Raw genomic sequence first — 23,366 nt, forward strand, 5'->3', positions numbered from 1 at the left:
TAACGGGATCAAAACTCGCATGGATGACAATTGCTCTTTCATTGGCAACATTTATGCAAGTTCTTGATTCCACCATTGCTAACGTAGCTATTCCAACCATTGCGGGAAACTTGGGGGCATCCAACTCGCAAGGAACTTGGGTAATAACCTCTTTCGGCGTTGCCAATGCGATCTCCATCCCCATCACTGGTTGGCTAGCCCGTAGGATAGGTGAAGTCAGGCTATTTTTATGGTCTACAGGCTTATTCGCTTTAACTTCATGGCTGTGCGGTATTTCTGGCAGCTTAGAGATGCTGATCTTATTCCGAGTTTTACAAGGTTTAGTCGCAGGACCACTCATTCCTTTATCTCAAAGCCTACTGCTTAACAATTATCCTCCAGCCAAACGCAATATGGCCCTCGCCCTTTGGTCAATGACTATCGTTATTGCTCCGATTTGCGGACCGATTCTTGGTGGTTATATTAGTGATAACTACCATTGGGGCTGGATATTTTTTATCAATGTACCATTTAGTATTGCGATCATTTTTGCCATCATGCGCACCTTAAAAGGCCGTGAAACTAAAATATCTATTCAGCGCATTGATACTATTGGTTTAGTGCTATTGGTTGTTGGTATTGGTGCTTTACAGATTATGCTTGACCAAGGCAAAGAGCTGGATTGGTTTAACTCGACTGAAATTATCGTCCTGACCGTTATTGCCGTTGTCGCTATTGCCTTTTTAATTGTATGGGAACTCACCGATGACCATCCTGTCATCGACTTATCCCTATTTAAAGAACGCAATTTTACGATTGGCTGTTTGTCCTTAAGCCTTGCTTACATGCTCTATTTTGGAACGATTGTACTACTGCCGCAATTGCTACAAGAAGTTTATGGCTATACCGCAACATGGGCTGGGTTAGCCTCTGCACCTGTAGGATTATTACCGCTATTGATTACACCAATTATAGGGCGTTTTGGTAACCGAATTGATATGCGTTATTTAGTTACATTCAGCTTTATTATCTATGCTGTTTGCTACTATTGGCGTGCTTATACTTTCGAACCTGGGATGAGTTTTGCCGAAGCTGCTTGGCCGCAATTTGTGCAAGGTTTAGCCATCGCTTGTTTCTTTATGCCTTTGACAACCATTACATTATCTGGCCTGCCGCCAGAAAAAATGGCCTCTGCATCGAGTTTATCTAACTTTACTCGTACCCTAGCTGGAGCCATTGGGACATCAATCACCACAACAATGTGGACCCAAAGAGAGTCAATGCATCATGAAAACCTCGCTGAATTTGTTAACCCATATAACCCAAATGCCCAACAGATGTACAGTGAACTGGCGAAAATAGGCATGAATGAGCAGCAAAGTGCAGCCTATCTTGCTAAAACGATTACTGACCAAGGACTGATTATGTCAGCAAATGAGATATTCTGGCTCTCAGCTGGAATTTTTATCCTACTGATGGTCATTGTCTGGTTCGCTAAGCCACCATTTGGGGCAGGTTCAAAAGACGGTGGTGGTGCTCATTAATTAGCCCAACCCAGTGAATAACTTGGTGATAGATATAAAAAAGCCATACATAGCGGGAATACATCCTTTTATGTATGGTCTTATTTTTCTGATAAAGCGTAGGTGGTTATTTAACTTGGTTTTGTTGCCACCACTGGGCTAACATAATTCCTGTTGCAACAGAGACATTCAAGCTTTCCACTTTACCTGTTCCACCGATATAGAGACTCATATCGCCTTGATCCCACGTACTATCACTTAAACCATCACTCTCTTGGCCTAAAACTAAGACCATTTTGGCCGGTAACTTCGCTTTTGCGAGATCTTGACTGCCTTTATGGCTAGAAGTCGTCACAATGGTATAACCCGCTTTGCGGAATTTATCCAAAGTATCTGTTAATCCATCTGCATCAATCGCTTTAATGTGTTCAGCACCACCTTCTGCAGTGCGAATTGCCGCCCCAGACTCTAGCATGCCTGCATCCTGCAAAATCACACCTTTGATACCGAAATGCGCACAGCTACGCATAATTCCGCCCAGATTATGTGGATTTCCCACATCTTCCAGTGCTAATACGCAGTCATTACCTGCCGCTTGCTGCAAGTAAGCATCAGCACTCATTCCACCGCGTTTTTTAATGATAAAACAGACACCACCATGATGTTCAGTTCCGGATGCTTTCGATAACTCTTCGTCATCAACAACGTGGTAAGCTTTGCGATTTGCCGCCATCCATTTTAACGCATCACGAAAACGCGGTGTGACAGATTGCAAGAACCATGCGCGAACAATCGCATCAGGGCGGTTTTTAAACATGGCTTGGCAGGCATTCTCACCATAGATACGGGTTTCTTCTTGGCGCTGCTTACGCAATTGTTCAGGGTCAATCTGGCTCTTACCAACAATTCCGCCATGGTCATTCGTTAATTCTTCGCTATCTGGTTTAGAAACAGTGCGCCATGGTGAACGCTCGCGAGGTGCTTCATTACGGTTATCAGAGCGACGACCTTCACGCCCACCTTCAGGGCGGCTTGAGCGACCACCACGATCTTGACGGGCACCATCTCGTCTATCACCACCACGCTTGTCATTACCGCGCCTATCATCACGGCCACCGCCTCGGCGTTTATCATTACCTTTATTGTTGTCCTGCTCTTCACTGCGGACATACATCACTTTTACTTTGCCGTTTTTACCACTAAAATCATTCGAGTCGTTCATCACTATCCCCTACACTAAGCTATGGCGCGAAGATTACATGATGTTGCATGGCTACGCTACCGATTCGCACTATTATCTCATCTAAAAGTTATTGAATATACTTCTATCGTATAGAAATCGTTTTGCGTACAATATGCGCCTTAATTTTAGGCCTAAAAAATATAATTCAACATGACTTCGAATGCCGTTTATCACCTGCGTCAACAGCGCCTCGCATTATCGACTAAACCGTTTAGGGCACGAGGCTGCCGAGTAAAACGTTGCCAATATTGTTTGTTACCTAACCCACAATGCCTATGCCAAGACACCATATCATCACAAGCAAAAAGCCAATTTTGCTTGATTATGTTTGATGGTGAGGTATTTAAGCCAAGTAATACAGGAAAGTTGATTGCGGATGTTTTGCCCGACACTTTGGCCTTTCAATGGTCAAGAACAGAGCCTGATGCGCAGCTATTGGCGGCACTGCAAGACACCACAAGGCAGCCTTACCTTATTTTTCCAGAAAGCTACGCTCAAAATGAACGCATCGTGGTCAATGAACCGACTTTGTCGGATAAACCCGCTTTATTTATTTTACTCGATGGGACCTGGCCTGAAGCACGAAAAATGTTTCGAAAAAGCCCTTATCTTAATGATATTCCAATGCTTTCAATTAATACCAAAGCAAGAACTGACTACTTACTCCGTACGCCATCAAGGGAAGAACAACATTGTACCGCCGAAGTTGCAGCTACCGTTTTAGAATTAGCGGGAGATTTAGACGCTTCACAACAACTCTTTAGCCACTTCAATCTTTTCCGTCAAAAATACCTTGAAGGGAAACCGCATCACCCTATTGCACAGAAGCTACTTACCGAATCCCACCTCTAACTATTTATTGGTACTGTTTTTCTCTTTCTTTTCGAGCCCAGTACCATTAAATGACAACTTTTAGATCGTCGTGCTGATAAAACGTGAACGTGCTTGTATAAATTAATTAAACTCACCAGATAAACTAGCGCAATCTCAAAGATAAGGCATAGTATTCATAAGTATCACTCAGCCACTTTTTATCTATTGAACGCTTATCTCGTTCAGCAAAGCAAAGGGTTATCAACCATGGGTTTAGTCAGTCAGTTAGAATCTTTATTCCGGCCAAAGTCTATCGTTGTCGTGGGAGCATCTGAAAACCCGAGCCGTGCAGGTTCGGTGATGATGAAAAACCTACTTACCAGCGGTTTTAAAGGTCCTATTTTACCTGTTAATCCAAACCGAAACTCTGTCCTCGGCGTACTTGCTTATCCTTCTATAGATAAATTGCCGCTCAAACCTGATCTTGCCGTTATCTGTACCCATTACTCACGTAATATCTCCTGTTTACAGCAATTAGGGGAAGCTGGCTGTAAAGTGGTTATTATTTTGTCATCCCCTTCAATTCAGTTTAATGAATTAAAAAAAGTCGCCCAGCAATATCAAATTCGCCTATTAGGCCCGAATAGCCTAGGTTTTCTCGCACCATGGCAAGGTTTGAATGCGAGTTTTTCTCCAATACCAATCTTAAAAGGAAAACTCGCTTTTATCTCTCAATCTGCTGCTGTATCGAATACCGTTCTGGATTGGGCAAGGCACCGAGACATCGGTTTTTCTTATTTTATTGCCCTTGGTGATAGCATCGACATAGATATTGACGATTTACTCGATTACTTAGCGCGTGACAGCAAAACCAGCGCTATTTTGTTGTACCTTGAGAGCATTAGTGATGCACGACGTTTCTTATCATCATCTCGCAGTGCCTCACGCAATAAACCTATATTAGTGATAAAAAGTGGTCGAACCCGCAAAGCACAAAAACTACTGGGCGATAAGCCTAGCCTAGATGCCGCTTACGATGCCGCTATCCAGCGTGCAGGTCTTCTTCGCGTGCAAGATACTCACGAAATGTTTTCTGCGGTTGAGACATTAAGCTATATGACTCCATTACGCGGTGAGCGTCTTTCAATCATGAGTAATGGTTCTGCCCCAGCCGCGATGGCATTAGACGAACTTCTCTTACGTAATGGTAAACTTGCAACGCTAAGTGTTGAAACAGAAAATGAATTAAGTTCACTATTACCTCTTGATTTATCAACACAAAATCCGATTGACTTAGGAGATGATTCCACAGTTGAGCGCTATATCAATGTACTGAACAAAATGCTCGATAGCCATGACCATGACGCTTTGTTACTTATCCACACTCCCAGTGCGATAACTGAAAGTAAAACCATGGCAGAAAAAATTATTAAAACTATTAAGCAACACCCACGCGGAAAATGGCTAACCATTTTAACCAACTGGTGTGGAGAATATTCCTCTCAAGAATCTCGTCGCCTATTTAGTGAAGCTGGGATCCCTACCTACCGCACTCCAGAAGGGGCAATCACGGCGTATATGCATATGGTGGAATATCGCCGTAACCAAAAACAATTAAAAGAAACGCCAGCCCTCCCAGTAGGTATCACCGCTAATACGCAACAGGCTCATGAATATATTCAGCAAGCATTAGAAAATGATAAGCTCCACTTGGATACTCATGAAGTTCAGCCAATTTTAAAAGCCTACGGGTTAAATAGCTTACCCACCTGGATTGCGCACTCAAGCAATGAAGCCATTGAAATTGCAGAGAAAATTGGTTACCCCGTCGCTTTAAAACTACGTTCTCCCGATATTGTGCACAAGTCAGAAGTACAAGGGGTCATGCTCTATTTACGCAATGCTAAAGAGGTAGAAGATGCAGCTAAAGCGATTATGGAACGTGTTTCAACAAATTTCCCTAATGCACGAATTGAAGGTCTACTAGTACAAAGTATGGCTAATCGAGCAGGTGCTCAAGAGCTCAGGATCGCTGTTGAACTAGACCCTGTCTTTGGCCCTCTTATCATGTTAGGAGAAGGTGGTATTGAGTGGCAACAAGAGAGCCAAGCTGCTGTAGCTCTTCCTCCGCTAAATATGGCTTTAGCTCGCTACCTAGTTATTAATGCTATTAAAGGTTATAAAATAAAATCCCGAAGTGCTTTAGAACCATTAAACATCATAGGGTTATCTGCTTTATTAGTACGAGTTTCAAATTTAATTATTGATTGCCCAAATATTACAAGGTTAGATATTCATCCATTGCTCGCCTCAGGGGATGAATTTACTTTACTTGATGTCTCCATGGCATTAAGCCCAACAGATGATGCGACAACATCAAGACTGGCAATTCGCCCTTATCCTAGTGAGCTAGAAGAAACAATTCATTTAAAAGAAGATCTTACCTGCTTACTACGACCGATCCTCCCTGAAGATGAACCTTTGCTAAAATCCTTTATAGAGCAAGTGACTAAAGAGGATCTTTATTATCGCTACTTTAGCGAAATCAGCGAATTTACCCATGACGACCTCGCCAATATGACACAGATTGATTATGACCGAGAAATGGCTTTCGTTGCGGTAAAAAACCCAAATACTACGCCTGAAATTATTGGCGTCACGCGAGCAATGGCTGATCCTGATAACCAAGAGGCTGAATTTGCAGTACTGGTTCGCTCTGATATGAAAGGGCAAACGCTCGGTTATCAACTTATGCAAAAGTTACTTAACTATACGCGAAGCCACGGCATTAAAAAGCTAACAGCCATAACTATGCCTGAAAACCGCAATATGATAAGCCTAGCTAAAAAACTTGGTTTTGAGATTGACGTTCAATTTGAAGATGGAGTCGTTAATCTGACACTTCACTTATAGAAATATCTAAGAACACGGCTTAACTTGTATAGTAATTAAACAAGTCGTCAATTTATACTAAATGGTTTAGCTAAATATGCTATCATCCATAGATCATTCGCTTAAAAATGTGCGCAAAGCGAGTTGCTATTAGACTAATAAGAGAAAATTTACACTGTGATGTTGTCAAAATTAAAACAAGCAAAACATCAACAATATTTGTTAAGTTTACCAAAACTCTCTCAAGAAATTGCTGATGTAAAAACGCTATATAAGACAGAAGATTTTCGTGATGAACTGCTTAAACAAATTTCTCAGGCTCAAAATACTATCTACATAACGGCTTTGTATTTAGAGAAAGACGATGCAGGTAAAGACGTACTTCATGCTTTATACGCTGCAAAACAAGCTAATACATCATTGGATATCAAAATTCTCGTAGACTGGCACCGTGCTCAGCGAGGTCGCATCGGGGTTGCAGCAAACGCCACTAATGCCGATTGGTATTATGATGTTGCAAAACATTACCCTGAAATTGAAATCCCTATCTACGGCATCCCTGTAAATACACGGGAAGCTCTGGGTGTTTTGCATCTAAAAGGCTTTTTATTTGATGATACTCTACTCTATAGCGGGGCAAGTATTAATGACGTCTATTTACAACGTCATAGTAAATACCGTTACGACCGCTATCACCTGATCAAAAATAGCCAACTTACCGCATCAATGAAAAAATTTATTGATGACGCATTACTACAAGCTGATGCCATTCATTTATTAAATACGCCAACTCGACCAAAAACAGCTGAGTTTAAGCATTTAATTAAACAATTTCGTTTGGGCTTACGGGGAGCGTCCTATCAGTTTTCAGGGAATGCAACTAATGATGAGCTGTCCGTCACTCCCTTTGTTGGTCTCGGTAAGAAAAACGATTTAAACCGTGTTATCACGCATTTAATGGGTGCAACAAACAATAAACTAACAATCTGTACGCCTTATTTTAATTTGCCTGCGGTGTTAGTTAGGGTTATTAGTCGGTTACTGCGTGATGGCAAACAAGTAGAAATTATCATTGGTGACAAAACTGCCAACGACTTCTATATCCCACCTGAAGAGCCATTTAAAATTATTGGTGCATTGCCATACCTTTATGAGATCAACCTGCGCCGTTTTGTTAGTCGCTTGCAACGCTTTATTGATAACCAGCAGTTAACAGTTAGGCTCTGGAAAGACGCAGACAATACCTATCATCTAAAGGGGATGTGGGTTGATAATCACTGGCAATTGATCACAGGTAACAACTTAAACCCACGCGCTTGGGGGTTAGATCTTGAAAACGCAGTATTAATTCACGATCCAAAACAACAGCTGCAAGAGCAACGCAATCACGAGCTAGAGTGCATTCGAACTCATACTAAGGTTGTTAGCCATTTTCGTGAACTGGATAGCATCCAAACCTATCCTGTTAAAGTGAAGAAATTAATCCGACGACTACGTCGAATACGAGTCGATCGCTTAATTAGCCGCATCCTTTAGAATTTAAACAAAGCGTCACTCCGGTGGCGCTTTTACTTTGCTACTTTAATTTTTTAGGTATCTTACCAAAAATGTTTAAATCACTGATCATTAGCTTACTTATATTCATTTCAACAGGATGTACTGGTTTTCATTGGGCTAATGATAATTGGCAAGGTAAAGATAAAGCGCAGCATTTTGCATTTTCAGCCGCGATGGCTGCGGCTGGTAATGCTTATGCAGATAAACAAAACATGCAACACCGCGATGCTGCCATATTTGGTATTCTATTTTCAGTTTCTCTTGGCGCAGCAAAAGAGCTTTATGACAGCAGGCCTAATGGTACTGGGTGGAGTTGGCATGATTTTGCCTATGATGTTGCAGGGTCAATAGCAGGTTATAGTTTATATCAGTCCTCAAAGTAACCTACTCACTTCTTTCTCATTTTTTATATTCCTCTCCTATTTTTCATATTTCGCTCACCATCGAAGTATCTATAAATTAAACCGTTATAGTTGAGCTTCTACATTAAGGAGAGTTTTATGATTGCCGTAATTTTTGAAGCTATACCAATACCAGCGCAAAAAGAGCGTTATTTTGAATTGGCAGCCAAACTTAAATCTGAACTTATACACATTGACGGGTTTATTGCTGTTGAACGCTTTCAGTCTATTACAACAGAAGGAAAAATTCTCTCACTTTCATGGTGGGAAACAGAAGAAGCAGTAAAACAATGGAAAAACCATTTCATGCATATCGATGCACAAGTTGAAGGACAACAAACCATTTTTTCCCATTATCGAATTCGAGTTGCCCATACCTTAAAGGATTACTCATTCAATAACGAGGATAGCTTTGATGTATGATATTCATGTGATTATTGAAAACCAAGTGGGTACTTTAGCACTATTGGCAACCACATTAGGGAAACATGGTATTGGCCTTGAAGGTGGTGGCGTTTTTTCTATCGAAGAAAAAAGTCATGCTCACTTTCTTGTTACCCAGCCAGAAAAAGCACGAGATGCCTTAACTACTGAGGGTTTACAGGTTGAAAGTATCATACAACCAGTGATCCGCAAATTAAAACAAGAACGTCCTGGCGAACTTGGAGAAATTGTTTCTCAACTCGCACTTCACCAAATTAATATCCTTGTTCAATACAGCGACCACAATAACAGGTTAATATTAATAACAGACAACAATATATTAGCCGCTGAAGTAACAAAGAAGTGGGAAAGCCAACCATGATACCAAGCAAAAATAGTATTCCCATTGAAGAAAAAGAGCCATTAGAACAATCTATCGCAAAAGTTGCCTCTGCGATTGCTGACCCTTCAAGGGTCAGCATTCTGTGTGCATTAATGGATGGCAGGGCTTGGACAGCAACAGAATTAAGCGTAGCTGCAAATATAGCCCCATCAACAACGAGTGCACACTTAACTAAACTTTTAAACAGCCACTTAATTAGTTGTCTATCTCAAGGAAGACACCGTTATTATAGGCTTGCAAGCACAGACATTGCCGAATTATTAGAAACATTAATGGGGGTATCCATGAAATTGGAGTACACTCCACCTATAACAACACCTATTCATCTGCGAAAGGCACGTACTTGCTATGATCACTTAGCGGGAGAAATTGCCGTTCAGATCTACGAATTTATGGATAAAAATGGCTGGTTTACAGCTAGAGAAAATAAATTATCAATGATTGGTGCCAATCAATTTAAAAAATTAGGTATCGATATTGATCCTAATACAAAACGAAAAATAGCGTGTGCTTGTTTGGATTGGAGTGAAAGACGTATGCACCTAGGGGGACTAGCAGGAGCCTTACTATTGAAATTTTTTGCAGAAAAAGAATGGATAGAGAAAACAAAAGGTTATCGAGAAATTACTTTTACTACCTACGGTAAGAAAGCTTTAAAGCGTATTTTTAATATTAATATAGCTTAACCCCCCAACAAAATAACGAACAACCCTAGAACGATTTGATAATATACTTACCAAGCTAATTACTAATTAAAAGCAGACGCAAAACTGTATTTCTCCAAACAATGCCCCAAGTCACCTACAATAGGTTATTATCCATAAAATCCAGTATGTTAGTAATACAAAAAAGCCTCGTGATTTTTATCACGAGGCTTTGATAAGTGGCGGAACGGACGGGACTCGAACCCGCGACCCCCTGCGTGACAGGCAGGTATTCTAACCAACTGAACTACCGCTCCACTTATTCTTTTGCCTTTCGGCTGTTTACTGCTTATTGAGCAATAAACCTTTAATTAATGTCTGGCAGTTCCCTACTCTCACATGGGGAGACCCCACACTACCATCGGCGCTACGGCGTTTCACTACTGAGTTCGGCATGGGGTCAGGTGGGACCACCGCGCTATTGCCGCCAGACAAATTATGTTTCGTTCCCGTTTGCGCTTATTACTCTTCGCAAACCAGAACCTCAATCTCAAACAAGCTGTGTGTCCTTCACCTTTCGGCTTCTCACTTTCTTTGAAAACAACTCTATCTCTCTAAAACACCTTCGGTGTTGTCAGGTTAAGCCTCACGGTTCATTAGTATTGGTTAGCTCAACGTATCGCTACGCTTACACACCCAACCTATCAACGTCTTAGTCTTAAACGTTCCTTTAGGACCCTTTAAGGGTCAGGGAAGACTCATCTCAAGGCAAGTTTCCCGCTTAGATGCTTTCAGCGGTTATCTCTTCCGCACTTAGCTACCGGGCAATGCCATTGGCATGACAACCCGAACACCAGTGGTGCGTCCACTCCGGTCCTCTCGTACTAGGAGCAGCCCCTTTCAATCTTCCAACGCCCACGGCAGATAGGGACCGAACTGTCTCACGACGTTCTAAACCCAGCTCGCGTACCACTTTAAACGGCGAACAGCCGTACCCTTGGGACCTACTTCAGCCCCAGGATGTGATGAGCCGACATCGAGGTGCCAAACACCGCCGTCGATATGAACTCTTGGGCGGTATCAGCCTGTTATCCCCGGAGTACCTTTTATCCGTTGAGCGATGGCCCTTCCATTCAGAACCACCGGATCACTAAGACCTACTTTCGTACCTGCTCGAGCCGTCACTCTCGCAGTCAAGCTGGCTTATGCCTTTGCACTAACCGCATGATGTCCGACCATGCTTAGCCAACCTTCGTGCTCCTCCGTTACTCTTTGGGAGGAGACCGCCCCAGTCAAACTACCCACCAGACACTGTCCGCACCCCGGATAACGGGGCAACGTTAGAACATCAAACATTAAAGGGTGGTATTTCAAGGTTGGCTCCACGCAGACTGGCGTCCACGCTTCAAAGCCTCCCACCTATCCTACACATCAAGGCTCAATGTTCAGTGTCAAGCTATAGTAAAGGTTCACGGGGTCTTTCCGTCTTGCCGCGGGTACACTGCATCTTCACAGCGAGTTCAATTTCACTGAGTCTCGGGTGGAGACAGCCTGGCCATCATTACGCCATTCGTGCAGGTCGGAACTTACCCGACAAGGAATTTCGCTACCTTAGGACCGTTATAGTTACGGCCGCCGTTTACTGGGGCTTCGATCAAGAGCTTCTCCTTACGGATAACCCCATCAATTAACCTTCCAGCACCGGGCAGGCGTCACACCGTATACGTCCACTTTCGTGTTTGCACAGTGCTGTGTTTTTAATAAACAGTTGCAGCCAGCTGGTATCTGCGACTGGCTTCAGCTCCATGAGTAAATCACTTCACCTAATGCCAGCGTGCCTTCTCCCGAAGTTACGGCACCATTTTGCCTAGTTCCTTCACCCGAGTTCTCTCAAGCGCCTGAGTATTCTCTACCTGACCACCTGTGTCGGTTTGGGGTACGATTAATGATAATCTAGAGCTTAGAGGCTTTTCCTGGAAGCGGGGCATGAGCTACTTCATCACCGTAGTGACTCGTCATCGGACCTCAGCATATAGTGAACCGGATTTGCCTAATTCACCTGCCTACATCCTTAAACCGGGACAACCGTCGCCCGGATAGCCTAGCCTTCTCCGTCCCCCCATCGCAATTATCACCAGTACGGGAATATTAACCCGTTTCCCATCGACTACGCATTTCTGCCTCGCCTTAGGGGTCGACTCACCCTGCCCCGATTAACGTTGGACAGGAACCCTTGGTCTTCCGGCGTGCGGGTTTTTCACCCGCATTATCGTTACTTATGTCAGCATTCGCACTTCTGATACCTCCAGCAACCCTCACAGGTCACCTTCACAGGCTTACAGAACGCTCCCCTACCCAACAATATCTAAATATCGCTGCCGCAGCTTCGGTGCATAGTTTAGCCCCGTTACATCTTCCGCGCAGGCCGACTCGACCAGTGAGCTATTACGCTTTCTTTAAATGATGGCTGCTTCTAAGCCAACATCCTGGCTGTCTGAGCCTTCCCACTTCGTTTCCCACTTAACTATGACTTTGGGACCTTAGCTGGCGGTCTGGGTTGTTTCCCTCTTCACGACGAACGTTAGCACCCGCCGTGTGTCTCCCGTGATAACATTCTTCGGTATTCGTAGTTTGCATCGAGTTGGTAAGTCGGGATGACCCCCTAGTCGAAACAGTGCTCTACCCCCGAAGATGAGTTCACGAGGCGCTACCTAAATAGCTTTCGGGGAGAACCAGCTATCTCCCGGTTTGATTGGCCTTTCACCCCCAGCCACAAGTCATCCGCTAATTTTTCAACATTAGTCGGTTCGGTCCTCCAGTTAGTGTTACCCAACCTTCAACCTGCCCATGGCTAGATCACCGGGTTTCGGGTCTATACCCTGCAACTTATTCGCCCAGTTAAGACTCGGTTTCCCTACGGCTCCCCTATACGGTTAACCTTGCTACAGAATATAAGTCGCTGACCCATTATACAAAAGGTACGCAGTCACCCTGATAAATCAAGGCTCCCACTGCTTGTACGTACACGGTTTCAGGTTCTATTTCACTCCCCTCGCCGGGGTTCTTTTCGCCTTTCCCTCACGGTACTGGTTCACTATCGGTCAATCAGGAGTATTTAGCCTTGGAGGATGGTCCCCCCATATTCAGACAGGATAACACGTGTCCCGCCCTACTCGTCGAGTTCACAACACTAACACCTTCGGATACGGGGCTATCACCCTTTACTGCCGGACTTTCCAGACCGTTCTCCTGATGCTAATGCTGATTAAGACTCTGGGCTGCTCCCCGTTCGCTCGCCGCTACTAGGGGAATCTCGGTTGATTTCTTTTCCTCGGGGTACTGAGATGTTTCAGTTCCCCCGGTTCGCTTCGTTTGACTATGTATTCATCAAACGATAGTGCAACGGATTGCACTGGGTTTCCCCATTCGGAAATCGTCGGTTGTAACGGTTCATATCACCTTACCGACGCTTATCGCAGATTAGCACGTCCTTCATCGCCTCTGATTGCCTAGGCATCCACCGTGTACGCTTAGTCGCTTAACCTCACAACCCGAAATTGTTTCAACGTTCACCTTACTGTCATGGCTGTGCGTGCATTCCTTCTTTGTTGGGCAGTGCTCGCAATGCTCACATACTTATGTATGCTGCGCTTGCTGTGCGCTGGCCGCCGCGAAGGACTGACTGCTCGCTCATGCCACTCGCTAAAGTGACCGAAAATTTCAGGTCTGAAATTTTGAGAGACTCTCACATTGTTTAAGCGATAAACAATGTGCGTTGTTTTCAATTTTCAGCTTGTTCCAGATTGTTAAAGAGCATAATTATTCGCAATAGACTATTACTAATCTATTCTGAATAATCAGAAAAATTTATGGTGGAGCTAAGCGGGATCGAACCGCTGACCTCCTGCGTGCAAGGCAGGCGCTCTCCCAGCTGAGCTATAGCCCCATAAAGGTATTTTCGGTATCAATATAAGTCATTAAATGACAAATCGAATTCAGGCAAGGCATAGATTGGCGAAGCTTACTTAGGTAAGTGAGCTAATCTATAACGACGCATCAATTCGATTTTGGTAGGCCTGAGTGGACTTGAACCACCGACCTCACCCTTATCAGGGGTGCGCTCTAACCACCTGAGCTACAAGCCTATCGATACCGCTACTCTATTTCATCAGACAATCTGTGTGAGCACTTCACAAAAACACTTCAATGGTAAGGAGGTGATCCAACCGCAGGTTCCCCTACGGTTACCTTGTTACGACTTCACCCCAGTCATGAATCACAAAGTGGTAAGCGCCCTCCCGAAGGTTAAGCTACCTACTTCTTTTGCAACCCACTCCCATGGTGTGACGGGCGGTGTGTACAAGGCCCGGGAACGTATTCACCGTAGCATTCTGATCTACGATTACTAGCGATTCCGACTTCATGGAGTCGAGTTGCAGACTCCAATCCGGACTACGACGTACTTTATGAGTTCCGCTTGCTCTCGCGAGGTCGCTTCTCTTTGTATACGCCATTGTAGCACGTGTGTAGCCCTACTCGTAAGGGCCATGATGACTTGACGTCATCCCCACCTTCCTCCGGTTTATCACCGGCAGTCTCCTTTGAGTTCCCGACCGAATCGCTGGCAACAAAGGATAAGGGTTGCGCTCGTTGCGGGACTTAACCCAACATTTCACAACACGAGCTGACGACAGCCATGCAGCACCTGTCTCAGAGTTCCCGAAGGCACTAAAGCATCTCTGCTAAATCCTCTGGATGTCAAGAGTAGGTAAGGTTCTTCGCGTTGCATCGAATTAAACCACATGCTCCACCGCTTGTGCGGGCCCCCGTCAATTCATTTGAGTTTTAACCTTGCGGCCGTACTCCCCAGGCGGTCGATTTAACGCGTTAGCTCCGAAAGCCACTCCTCTAGGGAACAACCTTCAAATCGACATCGTTTACAGCGTGGACTACCAGGGTATCTAATCCTGTTTGCTCCCCACGCTTTCGCACCTGAGCGTCAGTCTTTGTCCAGGGGGCCGCCTTCGCCACCGGTATTCCTCCACATCTCTACGCATTTCACCGCTACACATGGAATTCTACCCCCCTCTACAAGACTCTAGCTGACCAGTCTTAGATGCCATTCCCAGGTTAAGCCCGGGGATTTCACATCTAACTTAATCAACCGCCTGCGTGCGCTTTACGCCCAGTAATTCCGATTAACGCTTGCACCCTCCGTATTACCGCGGCTGCTGGCACGGAGTTAGCCGGTGCTTCTTCTGTCGGTAACGTCAATCGCTGATGATATTAGCATCAGCGCCTTCCTCCCGACTGAAAGTACTTTACAACCCTAGGGCCTTCTTCATACACGCGGCATGGCTGCATCAGGCTTGCGCCCATTGTGCAATATTCCCCACTGCTGCCTCCCGTAGGAGTCTGGGCCGTGTCTCAGTCCCAGTGTGGCTGATCATCCTCTCAGACCAGCTAGGGATCGTCGCCTTGGTGAGCCATTACCTCACCAACTAGCTAATCCCATATGGGTTCATCCGATAGCGCAAGGACCGAAGTTCCCCTGCTTTGCTCCTGAGAGATTATGCGGTATTAGCTACCGTTTCCAGTAGTTATCCCCCTCTATCGGGCAGATCCCCATACATTACTCACCCGTCCGCCGCTCGTCAGCGGGAAGCAAGCTTCCCCTGTTACCGCTCGACTTGCATGTGTTAGGCCTGCCGCCAGCGTTCAATCTGAGCCATGATCAAACTCTTCAATTAAAAGTAGCTTGATGCTCAAAGAATGTCTTACTGACCGTAACGTTCTTTTGTTCGGCTAACTTTGTCGGCTTCGCATCGCTTCCCCTCGCCGTACCTAAGTACTGTCTCGGGTTATCTCTGCTTGCCTTCGCGTTATCCTTCCAAAATAAGCGTTACTACCTTATTTCATATATATGAATTAACGTGTTAGTCACTCTTCAAGACTTAAAATCAAATATTTTTTTGATAGTGTCCTGTGAGTGCCCACACAGATTGTCTGATAAATTGTTAAAGAGCGTTGCAGCTTTTCTTTATGAAAACCAACCTTTCGGTCGTTGCTGCGAGGAGGCGTATATTACGTTTTCCTCCGTGAGAGTCAAGCAATTTTTTGCTTTTTCTTTTCAGAATCTCTCGCTGCCGTTTCAGTGTTCATCGCGCTTTGCGTTGTCTTGTTCCCGGTCAGTGGTGGCGCATTATAGGGAGTCAGAAAAATCTGGCAAGTGTTTTTTTACATTTTTTTTCTAACTGCCTATTTACCACCCAAAAAGGCTACTTTTTGATTCTTTTTAGCGTTTCTGGCAACTCTGCGATACTGTTAATAACAATATCTGCATTATTGATTGCTTCATCGGTGACTGGCTCGCCACTTTTCACTAATACAGTTGTACCGACTTTAGCGGCTTTACCTGCCAACATATCAGCAAGTTTATCACCCACCATAATAGATGATGCCATATCTATTTTTAAAAAAGCCTGCGCGTCTAGTAGCATTCCTGGCTTTGGTTTACGGCAATTACAGTCTTGGCGATATTCTTCTACTGTAGCCTCAGTATGATGAGGACAAAAATAAATACCGTCTAAGTCGATACCGCGATCTGCTAATGACCAATCCATCCATTCTGTGAGTTGCATAAACTGGTCTTCTGTATAAATTCCCCGACCAATACCTGACTGGTTAGTTACAATAACTAATGCATAACCCATCTTTTTTAATTCGAGCATCGCTTCAATTGACCCTTCGATAAATTCGAAATCATCAATTTTATGTACATAACCATGATCGATATTAATTGTTCCATCTCTATCTAAAAAGACTGCTGGGATCCCGTTACTCACCTGTTTACTCCTAAAATTTAGTATCTTTTTAGTATCTCATGAAAAGAAATAAAAGGAGAATAGAATAAATAGAACAATCTTTATTGACTTAGACGTCTAGACGCCTTAACATCCAACCTTATTAGATACACTATCTAAAAACAATTCAGATAAAGTTAGAAACTATAAATGATAAAGCTCTCAAATATTAATAAAGTTTTCCAGCAAGGAAGCCGTAACATTCAAGCGCTTACTGATATTAGCTTGCATGTGCCTGCTGGTCAGATCTATGGCGTTATTGGTGCTTCAGGTGCGGGTAAAAGTACGCTTATTCGTTGCGTGAATATGCTTGAACGCCCAACTTCAGGCCAAGTTATTGTTGATGGACAAGATTTAACATCAATGACTGAAAAAACGTTGACGAGAGCACGTCGCGGCATTGGCATGATTTTCCAGCATTTTAACCTGTTATCTTCACGTACCGTCTTTGATAACGTTGCTCTCCCCTTGGAACTTGATAATACGCCTAAAGAAAAAATTATAGAGCGTGTAAGTGAATTACTCGATTTAGTTGGGTTAACTGAAAAGAAAGATGCATACCCAGCAAACCTTTCGGGCGGACAAAAGCAACGTGTTGCTATAGCTCGCGCATTAGCTAATTCACCAAAAGTATTGCTATGTGATGAAGCGACAAGTGCGTTAGACCCCGCAACAACCCGTTCAATTTTAGAATTATTAAAAGATATTAACCGTCGATTAGGCTTAACTATCTTATTAATTACCCACGAAATGGATGTTGTAAAACGTATTTGTGATCAAGTAGCTGTAATAAGTGGCGGTCAATTAATTGAGCAAGACAAAGTGAGTGAAGTATTCTCTCACCCGAAAACACCTGTCGCTCAAGCGTTTATTCAATCAACATTAGTTGTTGATATTCCAGATGATTATAAAGAACGATTAAAAACGGAGCCAGGTAAGGACTTATCACCATTACTCAAGCTCGAATTTACAGGGCAGTCTGTTGATGCACCTTTAATTTCAATGGCTGTACGCAAATTTGATATTGATATTAATATTTTAAGTTCACAAATTGACTACGCCGGCGGCGTGAAATTTGGTGTGATGCTCGCAGAGCTACATGGCATCAATGGTGGGGTTGAATCCACAATTGCATTTTTAAAAGAGCATCATGTGAAAGTAGAGGTTTTGGGTTATGTCTGAGAGAATGATTTACCTGCTGATTAACGGCACAATTGACACTATCACAATGACCTTTGTTTCCGGCTTTTTGGGTTTTGTTTTAGGTTTACCATTAGGTGTATTGCTCTATATTACACGCAAAGACCAAGTAATGGAGAATGTAGGGCTATATCGTGCTCTTGCAGTTGTAGTAAACATTTTCCGCTCAGTGCCATTTATTATTTTACTGGTGTGGATTATTCCATTAACTTCGTTTCTTGTTGGAACGACTATTGGTTTAAAAGCGGCAATCGTTCCTTTAACAATTGGCGCTGCGCCGTTTATTGCTCGCATGGTTGAAAATGCGTTATTAGAAATTCCAAGTGGTTTAATTGAATCAGCCCGTGCGATGGGAGCGACTCCGCTTCAGATTATTCGTAAGATTTTGATCCCTGAAGCATTGCCAAGTTTAATTAATGCAGCCACTATCACGTTAATTATGTTAGTCGGATATTCTGCAATGGGTGGTGCAGTTGGTGCCGGTGGTTTAGGTCAAATCGCACTACAATATGGTTATCAAACTTATAACCCTGTTGTGATGAATACTGTTATTGTTCTCCTCGTCATTTTAGTAAACCTAATTCAGTTTGGTGGCGAGTATTTAATGAAAAAAGTTTCACATCGATAGTTAGTAAAATAGCTGCGCCGTTAAGGTGCTTATAAAGTCCGTTTTAAAGGGGTAAACCAATGTCTATTAAATTAAAATCTATCGCAGTTGTCGGCGCGCTATTAGGCACACTCGTTCTCACTGGTTGTGGTGAAAAAGAGAAAGATGCCAACAGCATCAAAGTTGGTGTGATCATGGGCAAAGAATTAGAAGTTGCTGAAGTCGCACAGAAAGTTGCTAAAGAAAAGTACGGTTTAAATGTTGAGCTCGTTTCATTTAATGACTTCGTTTTACCTAATGAAGCATTAAGTAAAGGCGATATCGATGCGAACGCATTCCAACACAAGCCTTATCTTGATCAACAAATTAAAGATCGTAACTACAAATTAGTTCCTGTTGGAAATACCTTTATTTATCCAATTGCGGCTTACTCTAAAAAAATTAAGTCGGTAGATGAACTCGCTGATGGCTCTCAAATTGCGTTACCAAATGACCCAACTAACTTAGGCCGTTCATTGCTGTTATTACAACAACAAGGTTTAATTAAATTAAAAGATGGTACTGGCTTAATGCCAACTGTTTTAGATGTGGTTGAAAACCCGAAAGACCTGAAATTTGTTGAGTTAGAAGCGCCTCAATTACCTCGTGCTTTAGATGACCAAAAAATTGCATTAGCGATTATCAATACGACTTGGGCAAGTAGTGCTACACCTAAATTAACACCTGCAAAAGATGGTTTATTTGTTGAAGATAAAGATTCTCCGTACGTAAATATTATTGTTGCTCGTGAAGATAATAAAGATAGTGAGAACGTGAAAAAATTTATTCAGGCATATCAATCAGATGAAGTAGCAAACAAAGCTAATGAAGTCTTCGATGGTGGTGCAGTTAAAGGTTGGTAATCTTTTTTATTATTTAAAAAACGATTAAAATACTAGACGGCTTAACGCCGTCTAGTATTTTTTGTAATTTATAGACTATAAAAACAACGCAGCATTATTTTGAATCAGATAAGAAAGGTATAACTTATGAGACTGTTATTGCTCACTTTGGTAACATTTGTGTTAGCCGGGTGTGGAATTAACCAATACACGAGTCCAGGGCAAAATAAAGGTTTCACTAGTATGAAATTGTCTAAACCTGTACCGAAAGTAACAGAGCCAGACACAGCAAACGTTAAATTAATGAATAGCCCAGAAGAATTATTAGGGATGCCTTTCAAAGATTTAGGTGTTGTTTCTGGGGAATCTTGTCGAGAAAGCGTTCAAAGCCCTCCGGCAAATTTGAATACCGCAAAAAACAGTATGTTAACACAAGCTGCCTATATTGCGGCTGATGCCGTACTTTTACACCAGTGCCAAACCATGACCTCTCCAGGTTGTTATCAGGCAACTATCTGTGAAGGCAGTGCATTACAAATTGTTGAATAAATATCTTATGCAATCTTTTCAGTTTAATGTTATTGGGCACATTGAATCACCTTATAAAGAAAAGTTTGCAATCCCTCGCCAACCTGGACTTGTTCAGGGGGGTGCGGGACGCTTACATCTGCATTCTCCATTCAACGACCCCAATGCGGTGCGAGGACTCAGTCAATTTAGCCATGTTTGGGTTCTATTCGTTTTTCATCAAACAATGAAAAATGGCTGGAAACCGCTAGTGCGCCCTCCAAGACTAGGTGGCAATGATAAAATGGGTGTTTTCGCAACCCGTTCAACATTTAGACCAAACCCAATAGGCATGTCTCTTGTTGAATTACATGGAATAACAATAAAAAACAGCCAAGTGATCCTTGAGCTTGGTAGCCTTGATTTAGTAGATGGCACCCCTGTTATCGATATAAAACCTTACTTACCCTTTGCTGAGGCAATACCGACCGCAACTGCAGGGTACGCACAGGACACACCTTCAGATGATATGCAGGTTATATTTACCCCAGAAATAGAAACTGAATTAGATGATTATCAAAATCAGTACCCGAGTATTAAACAATTTATTTCACAAGTTTTAATGCAAGACCCCCGCCCCGCATATAAAAAACAATCTACTGAAACACGAGACTATGCAGTCCATTTATTAGATTTTAATATTCGTTGGCGGGTAATTGATGGTGTGACTGAAGTATTCGCTATCGAACCATACGAAAAATCACGTTAACCCCTTTTGGCAAGCCTCCGTCACTGGTAGACTAGCTCACTATATACCTTGGCAAATAAGTCGTTTGCCATAACTTGTTGTTCTAATGGAACCTATACAATGCGTACTAGCAAATATCTGCTCTCAACTCTAAAAGAGACCCCTGCGGATGCAGAAGTTATCAGCCATCAGCTGATGCTGCGTGCAGGAATGATCCGTAAACTTGCTTCCGGTCTGTATGACTGGTTACCCACTGGTGTTCGTGTTCTACGTAAAGTAGAAACCATCGTCCGTGAAGAAATGGAAAATGCAGGCGCTATCGAGGTATCTTTACCCGTCGTTCAGCCTGCAGATTTATGGCAAGAAAGTGGACGTTGGGAACAGTATGGTCCTGAATTGCTGCGTTTTGTTGACCGTGGTGAGCGCCCGTTTGTTCTCGGCCCGACCCATGAAGAAGTGATCACAGATTTAGTCCGTAACGAAATCACCTCTTACAAGCAATTGCCATTGAATTTATTCCAAATTCAAACCAAATTCCGTGATGAAGTTCGCCCACGTTTTGGCGTGATGCGCTCGCGTGAATTTATTATGAAAGATGCATACTCTTTCCACACTAGCCAAGAATCATTGCAAGAAACCTATGATGCGATGTACGAAGCCTACAGCAAAATTTTCACGCGTATTGGCTTTGATTTTCGTGCCGTTCAAGCTGACACTGGCTCTATCGGCGGTAGCGCATCCCACGAATTCCAAGTATTAGCAAAAAATGGTGAAGATGACGTTATTTTCTCTACCGAATCTGATTATGCCGCTAACATTGAATTCGCAGAAGCATTAGCACCAACAACGCCACGTTGCGCTCCAACAGAAGAGATGCGTCTTGTTGATACGCCTAATGCAAAAACAATCGCAGAACTCGTTGAGCAATTCAATTTACCTGTTGAAAAAACTGTTAAGACATTGATTGTTCATGCGAAAAAAGATTCAGGTCACACGCTCGTCGCTTTATTAATTCGTGGCGACCATGAGTTAAATGAAATCAAAGCAGAAAAACACCCATTAGTGGCTAGCCCATTAGAATTCGCCACGGAAGCTGAAATCAGAAATGCAGTGAATGCTGGCCCGGGCTCTTTAGGCCCAGTCAATATGCCACTTCCGATTGTTATCGACCGTAGCGTTGCAGTAATGAGCGACTTTGGTGCAGGCGCAAATATTGATGGTAAACACTATTTTGGCATCAACTGGGAACGTGATTTGGCGTTACCAGAAGCTTTTGATTTACGCAACGTTGTTGAAGGAGACCCAAGCCCAGATGGTAAAGGTGTACTGCAAATTAAACGTGGTATCGAAGTTGGCCATATTTTCCAATTAGGGACTAAGTACTCAGAAGCAATGAAAGCTTCAGTCCAAAATGAAGATGGACATAACCAAATCGTCACCATGGGCTGTTATGGCATTGGTGTAACGCGTATTGTTGCCGCTGCTATTGAACAAAGCCATGATGACCGCGGAATTATTTGGCCGGATGCAATTGCTCCGTTCCAAGTGGCTATTTTACCAATGAATATGCACAAATCTTATCGTGTTAAAGAAGTTGCAGAAAAACTTTACGCTGACTTAAAAACAAATGGTATTGATGTGATTTTCGATGACCGTAAAGAGCGCCCAGGTGTGATGTTTGCCGATATGGAGCTGATTGGTGTTCCATACACTATCGTTATTGGTGACCGTAACTTAGACAACAACCAAATTGAATATAAATCACGCCGTAGTGATGATAAAGAATTGGTTGGCTTAGAAAATGTCATTAGCTTCCTAAAAGGTAAGCTCGGTAAATAAAATAAGTTAAAAGCTAGAAAATAAAGCCCAAATTTCGGTTATTTGAATTTGGGCTTCTTTTTTAGATGTCTCGGTACGAACCAATCTTAAAACCATCCGCCAAAATCTGTGATTTTAAATTTTCAGATGTTAATACTTCCAATTCATTTAAACGTGGATAAGCATAGTTACTTTTTAATAGCGCATTATCAATAAACGCAGGATGAGTCATAACTTCAATAGAATTATTACCTTGTGCTTTAGCTTCATTAATAATCTTCAAAAATAACGCTTCTGAAATTTGATCACCATAAAACTCACTACTGAAACAGTCAGTGCTTGCCACTTGATAAGATAATGGCGGCCAATTTTTCTCTAATTGGCGATCAACACGTAACGCGACCCCCTTTTCTTGGGCGAAAGCAACTACAATTGGAAAAATACCCTCAATCATATGAACATGATGATGGCTATCGATATGGCTCGGTTTTTGACCAAAAATTTCGATAAACTTTTGATATTGCAGATTTAGCTCTTGTTCAATCTCAATCAATGGTAAATCATTAATATCAATATCCCAAAGCCATTTACCCAATAGCCCATCACGGCTGAGAGTAGGCATTGATGAGAAAGGCTTCCCAGCCGTTAAAACAAAATGCATCCCCACTGCCAGATTCGGATTCTCTTGGCTTAATTTAGCCGCATGGGATATTGCGGGCATATTCATCATCGCGCTTGTTGAATGAACAACCCCATTACGATGAGATTCAATGATGCCGTAATTAACGGCCTCGCAGAGTCCAAAATCATCGGCATTTACAATAAGTAATACAGCCATATGCTCTCCCTTGACACTATAAGCTA

General features: G+C 42.9%; 17 protein-coding genes, 3 tRNA genes and 3 rRNA genes. 14 read left to right on the top strand and 9 right to left on the bottom strand.

The window, feature by feature from the left end:
- Positions 1 to 23 precede the first annotated feature (23 nt).
- Positions 24 to 1,523 (top strand): multidrug efflux MFS transporter permease subunit EmrB, encoded by a 1,500-nt coding sequence (gene emrB, locus P3L40_RS16735; RefSeq protein ID WP_050763760.1) that lies wholly within the window; start codon positions 24 to 26, stop codon positions 1,521 to 1,523.
- A 106-nt stretch (positions 1,524 to 1,629) separates the two neighbouring features.
- Here emrB and P3L40_RS16740 read toward each other — a convergent pair whose 3' ends face one another.
- Complete coding sequence (locus P3L40_RS16740) at positions 1,630 to 2,724, bottom strand: tRNA/rRNA methyltransferase (RefSeq protein WP_004257138.1); 1,095 nt, start codon at positions 2,722 to 2,724, stop codon at positions 1,630 to 1,632.
- 171 nt (positions 2,725 to 2,895) lie between these two features.
- On the opposite strand from P3L40_RS16740, the gene P3L40_RS16745 reads away from it, so the two are divergent.
- The 7 genes from P3L40_RS16745 (at position 2,896) to P3L40_RS16775 (ending at position 9,920) form a co-directional block, all read left to right on the top strand.
- On the top strand, positions 2,896 to 3,597 hold the full coding sequence (locus P3L40_RS16745) for a tRNA-uridine aminocarboxypropyltransferase (protein WP_096864974.1): 702 nt from the start codon (positions 2,896 to 2,898) through the stop codon (positions 3,595 to 3,597).
- A gap of 228 nt (positions 3,598 to 3,825) precedes the next feature.
- Complete coding sequence (locus P3L40_RS16750) at positions 3,826 to 6,471, top strand: bifunctional acetate--CoA ligase family protein/GNAT family N-acetyltransferase (protein ID WP_094961789.1); 2,646 nt, start codon at positions 3,826 to 3,828, stop codon at positions 6,469 to 6,471.
- A 159-nt stretch (positions 6,472 to 6,630) separates the two neighbouring features.
- Positions 6,631 to 7,986 (top strand): CDP-diacylglycerol--serine O-phosphatidyltransferase, encoded by a 1,356-nt coding sequence (pssA, locus tag P3L40_RS16755; RefSeq protein ID WP_094961788.1) that lies wholly within the window; start codon positions 6,631 to 6,633, stop codon positions 7,984 to 7,986.
- A 71-nt stretch (positions 7,987 to 8,057) separates the two neighbouring features.
- Complete coding sequence (locus P3L40_RS16760) at positions 8,058 to 8,390, top strand: YfiM family lipoprotein (RefSeq protein ID WP_196732575.1); 333 nt, start codon at positions 8,058 to 8,060, stop codon at positions 8,388 to 8,390.
- A 117-nt stretch (positions 8,391 to 8,507) separates the two neighbouring features.
- Entirely contained in the window at positions 8,508 to 8,831 is a 324-nt protein-coding gene (locus P3L40_RS16765; RefSeq protein ID WP_196732577.1) for an antibiotic biosynthesis monooxygenase family protein, read from the top strand.
- Positions 8,824 to 9,213, top strand: a complete 390-nt coding sequence (locus tag P3L40_RS16770) for an amino acid-binding protein (protein ID WP_210853472.1) — start codon at positions 8,824 to 8,826, stop codon at positions 9,211 to 9,213. Before P3L40_RS16765 ends, P3L40_RS16770 begins: the two co-directional genes overlap by 8 nt.
- On the top strand, positions 9,210 to 9,920 hold the full coding sequence (locus P3L40_RS16775; RefSeq protein WP_196732579.1) for an ArsR/SmtB family transcription factor: 711 nt from the start codon (positions 9,210 to 9,212) through the stop codon (positions 9,918 to 9,920). Before P3L40_RS16770 ends, P3L40_RS16775 begins: the two co-directional genes overlap by 4 nt.
- Positions 9,921 to 10,118: 198 nt before the next feature.
- Here P3L40_RS16775 and P3L40_RS16780 read toward each other — a convergent pair.
- The 7 genes from P3L40_RS16780 to gmhB form a co-directional block, all read right to left on the bottom strand.
- Positions 10,119 to 10,195: transfer RNA gene (locus tag P3L40_RS16780), tRNA-Asp, on the bottom strand.
- Between the two features lie 59 nt (positions 10,196 to 10,254).
- A 5S ribosomal RNA gene (gene rrf / locus P3L40_RS16785) occupies positions 10,255 to 10,370 on the bottom strand.
- Positions 10,371 to 10,513: 143 nt separating this feature from the next.
- A 23S ribosomal RNA gene (locus tag P3L40_RS16790) occupies positions 10,514 to 13,422 on the bottom strand.
- A gap of 326 nt (positions 13,423 to 13,748) precedes the next feature.
- A tRNA-Ala gene (locus tag P3L40_RS16795) sits at positions 13,749 to 13,824 on the bottom strand.
- 122 nt (positions 13,825 to 13,946) lie between these two features.
- Positions 13,947 to 14,023 (bottom strand) — tRNA-Ile (locus P3L40_RS16800).
- Positions 14,024 to 14,088: 65 nt separating this feature from the next.
- Positions 14,089 to 15,628 (bottom strand): 16S ribosomal RNA (locus P3L40_RS16805).
- Together the 16S, 23S and 5S rRNA genes with 3 tRNA genes alongside form the textbook arrangement of a ribosomal RNA operon.
- Positions 15,629 to 16,156: 528 nt before the next feature.
- On the bottom strand, positions 16,157 to 16,723 hold the full coding sequence (gene gmhB / locus P3L40_RS16810) for a D-glycero-beta-D-manno-heptose 1,7-bisphosphate 7-phosphatase (protein WP_094961152.1): 567 nt from the start codon (positions 16,721 to 16,723) through the stop codon (positions 16,157 to 16,159).
- Between the two features lie 168 nt (positions 16,724 to 16,891).
- Between gmhB and metN the strand changes: the two genes are divergently transcribed.
- The 6 genes from metN (at position 16,892) to proS (ending at position 22,523) form a co-directional block, all read left to right on the top strand.
- On the top strand, positions 16,892 to 17,923 hold the full coding sequence (metN, locus tag P3L40_RS16815; RefSeq protein WP_094961151.1) for a methionine ABC transporter ATP-binding protein MetN: 1,032 nt from the start codon (positions 16,892 to 16,894) through the stop codon (positions 17,921 to 17,923).
- Positions 17,916 to 18,569, top strand: a complete 654-nt coding sequence (gene metI, locus P3L40_RS16820) for a methionine ABC transporter permease MetI (protein ID WP_004257375.1) — start codon at positions 17,916 to 17,918, stop codon at positions 18,567 to 18,569. The genes metN and metI overlap by 8 nt, the downstream gene beginning before the upstream one ends.
- A 59-nt stretch (positions 18,570 to 18,628) precedes the next feature.
- Entirely contained in the window at positions 18,629 to 19,450 is an 822-nt protein-coding gene (locus P3L40_RS16825; protein ID WP_004257378.1) for a MetQ/NlpA family lipoprotein, read from the top strand.
- A gap of 126 nt (positions 19,451 to 19,576) precedes the next feature.
- The gene (gene rcsF, locus P3L40_RS16830; protein ID WP_004257380.1) at positions 19,577 to 19,978 is read left to right on the top strand and encodes an Rcs stress response system protein RcsF; all 402 of its coding nucleotides are present in this window, start codon (positions 19,577 to 19,579) and stop codon (positions 19,976 to 19,978) included.
- A 7-nt stretch (positions 19,979 to 19,985) separates the two neighbouring features.
- Positions 19,986 to 20,705, top strand: a complete 720-nt coding sequence (gene tsaA / locus P3L40_RS16835; RefSeq protein ID WP_210853212.1) for a tRNA (N6-threonylcarbamoyladenosine(37)-N6)-methyltransferase TrmO — start codon at positions 19,986 to 19,988, stop codon at positions 20,703 to 20,705.
- A gap of 99 nt (positions 20,706 to 20,804) precedes the next feature.
- Positions 20,805 to 22,523, top strand: coding sequence for a proline--tRNA ligase (proS, locus tag P3L40_RS16840; RefSeq protein ID WP_140171681.1), 1,719 nt, complete (start codon positions 20,805 to 20,807; stop codon positions 22,521 to 22,523).
- Positions 22,524 to 22,584: 61 nt separating this feature from the next.
- On the opposite strand, the gene chbG is transcribed toward proS, so the two are convergent.
- Positions 22,585 to 23,340, bottom strand: coding sequence for a chitin disaccharide deacetylase (gene chbG / locus P3L40_RS16845; protein ID WP_136134305.1), 756 nt, complete (start codon positions 23,338 to 23,340; stop codon positions 22,585 to 22,587).
- Positions 23,341 to 23,366 lie beyond the last annotated feature (26 nt).

Origin of the sequence: Providencia sp. PROV040, from assembly GCF_032706145.1 — a bacterium.
Taxonomy (GTDB): Bacteria; Pseudomonadota; Gammaproteobacteria; order Enterobacterales; family Enterobacteriaceae; genus Providencia; species Providencia hangzhouensis.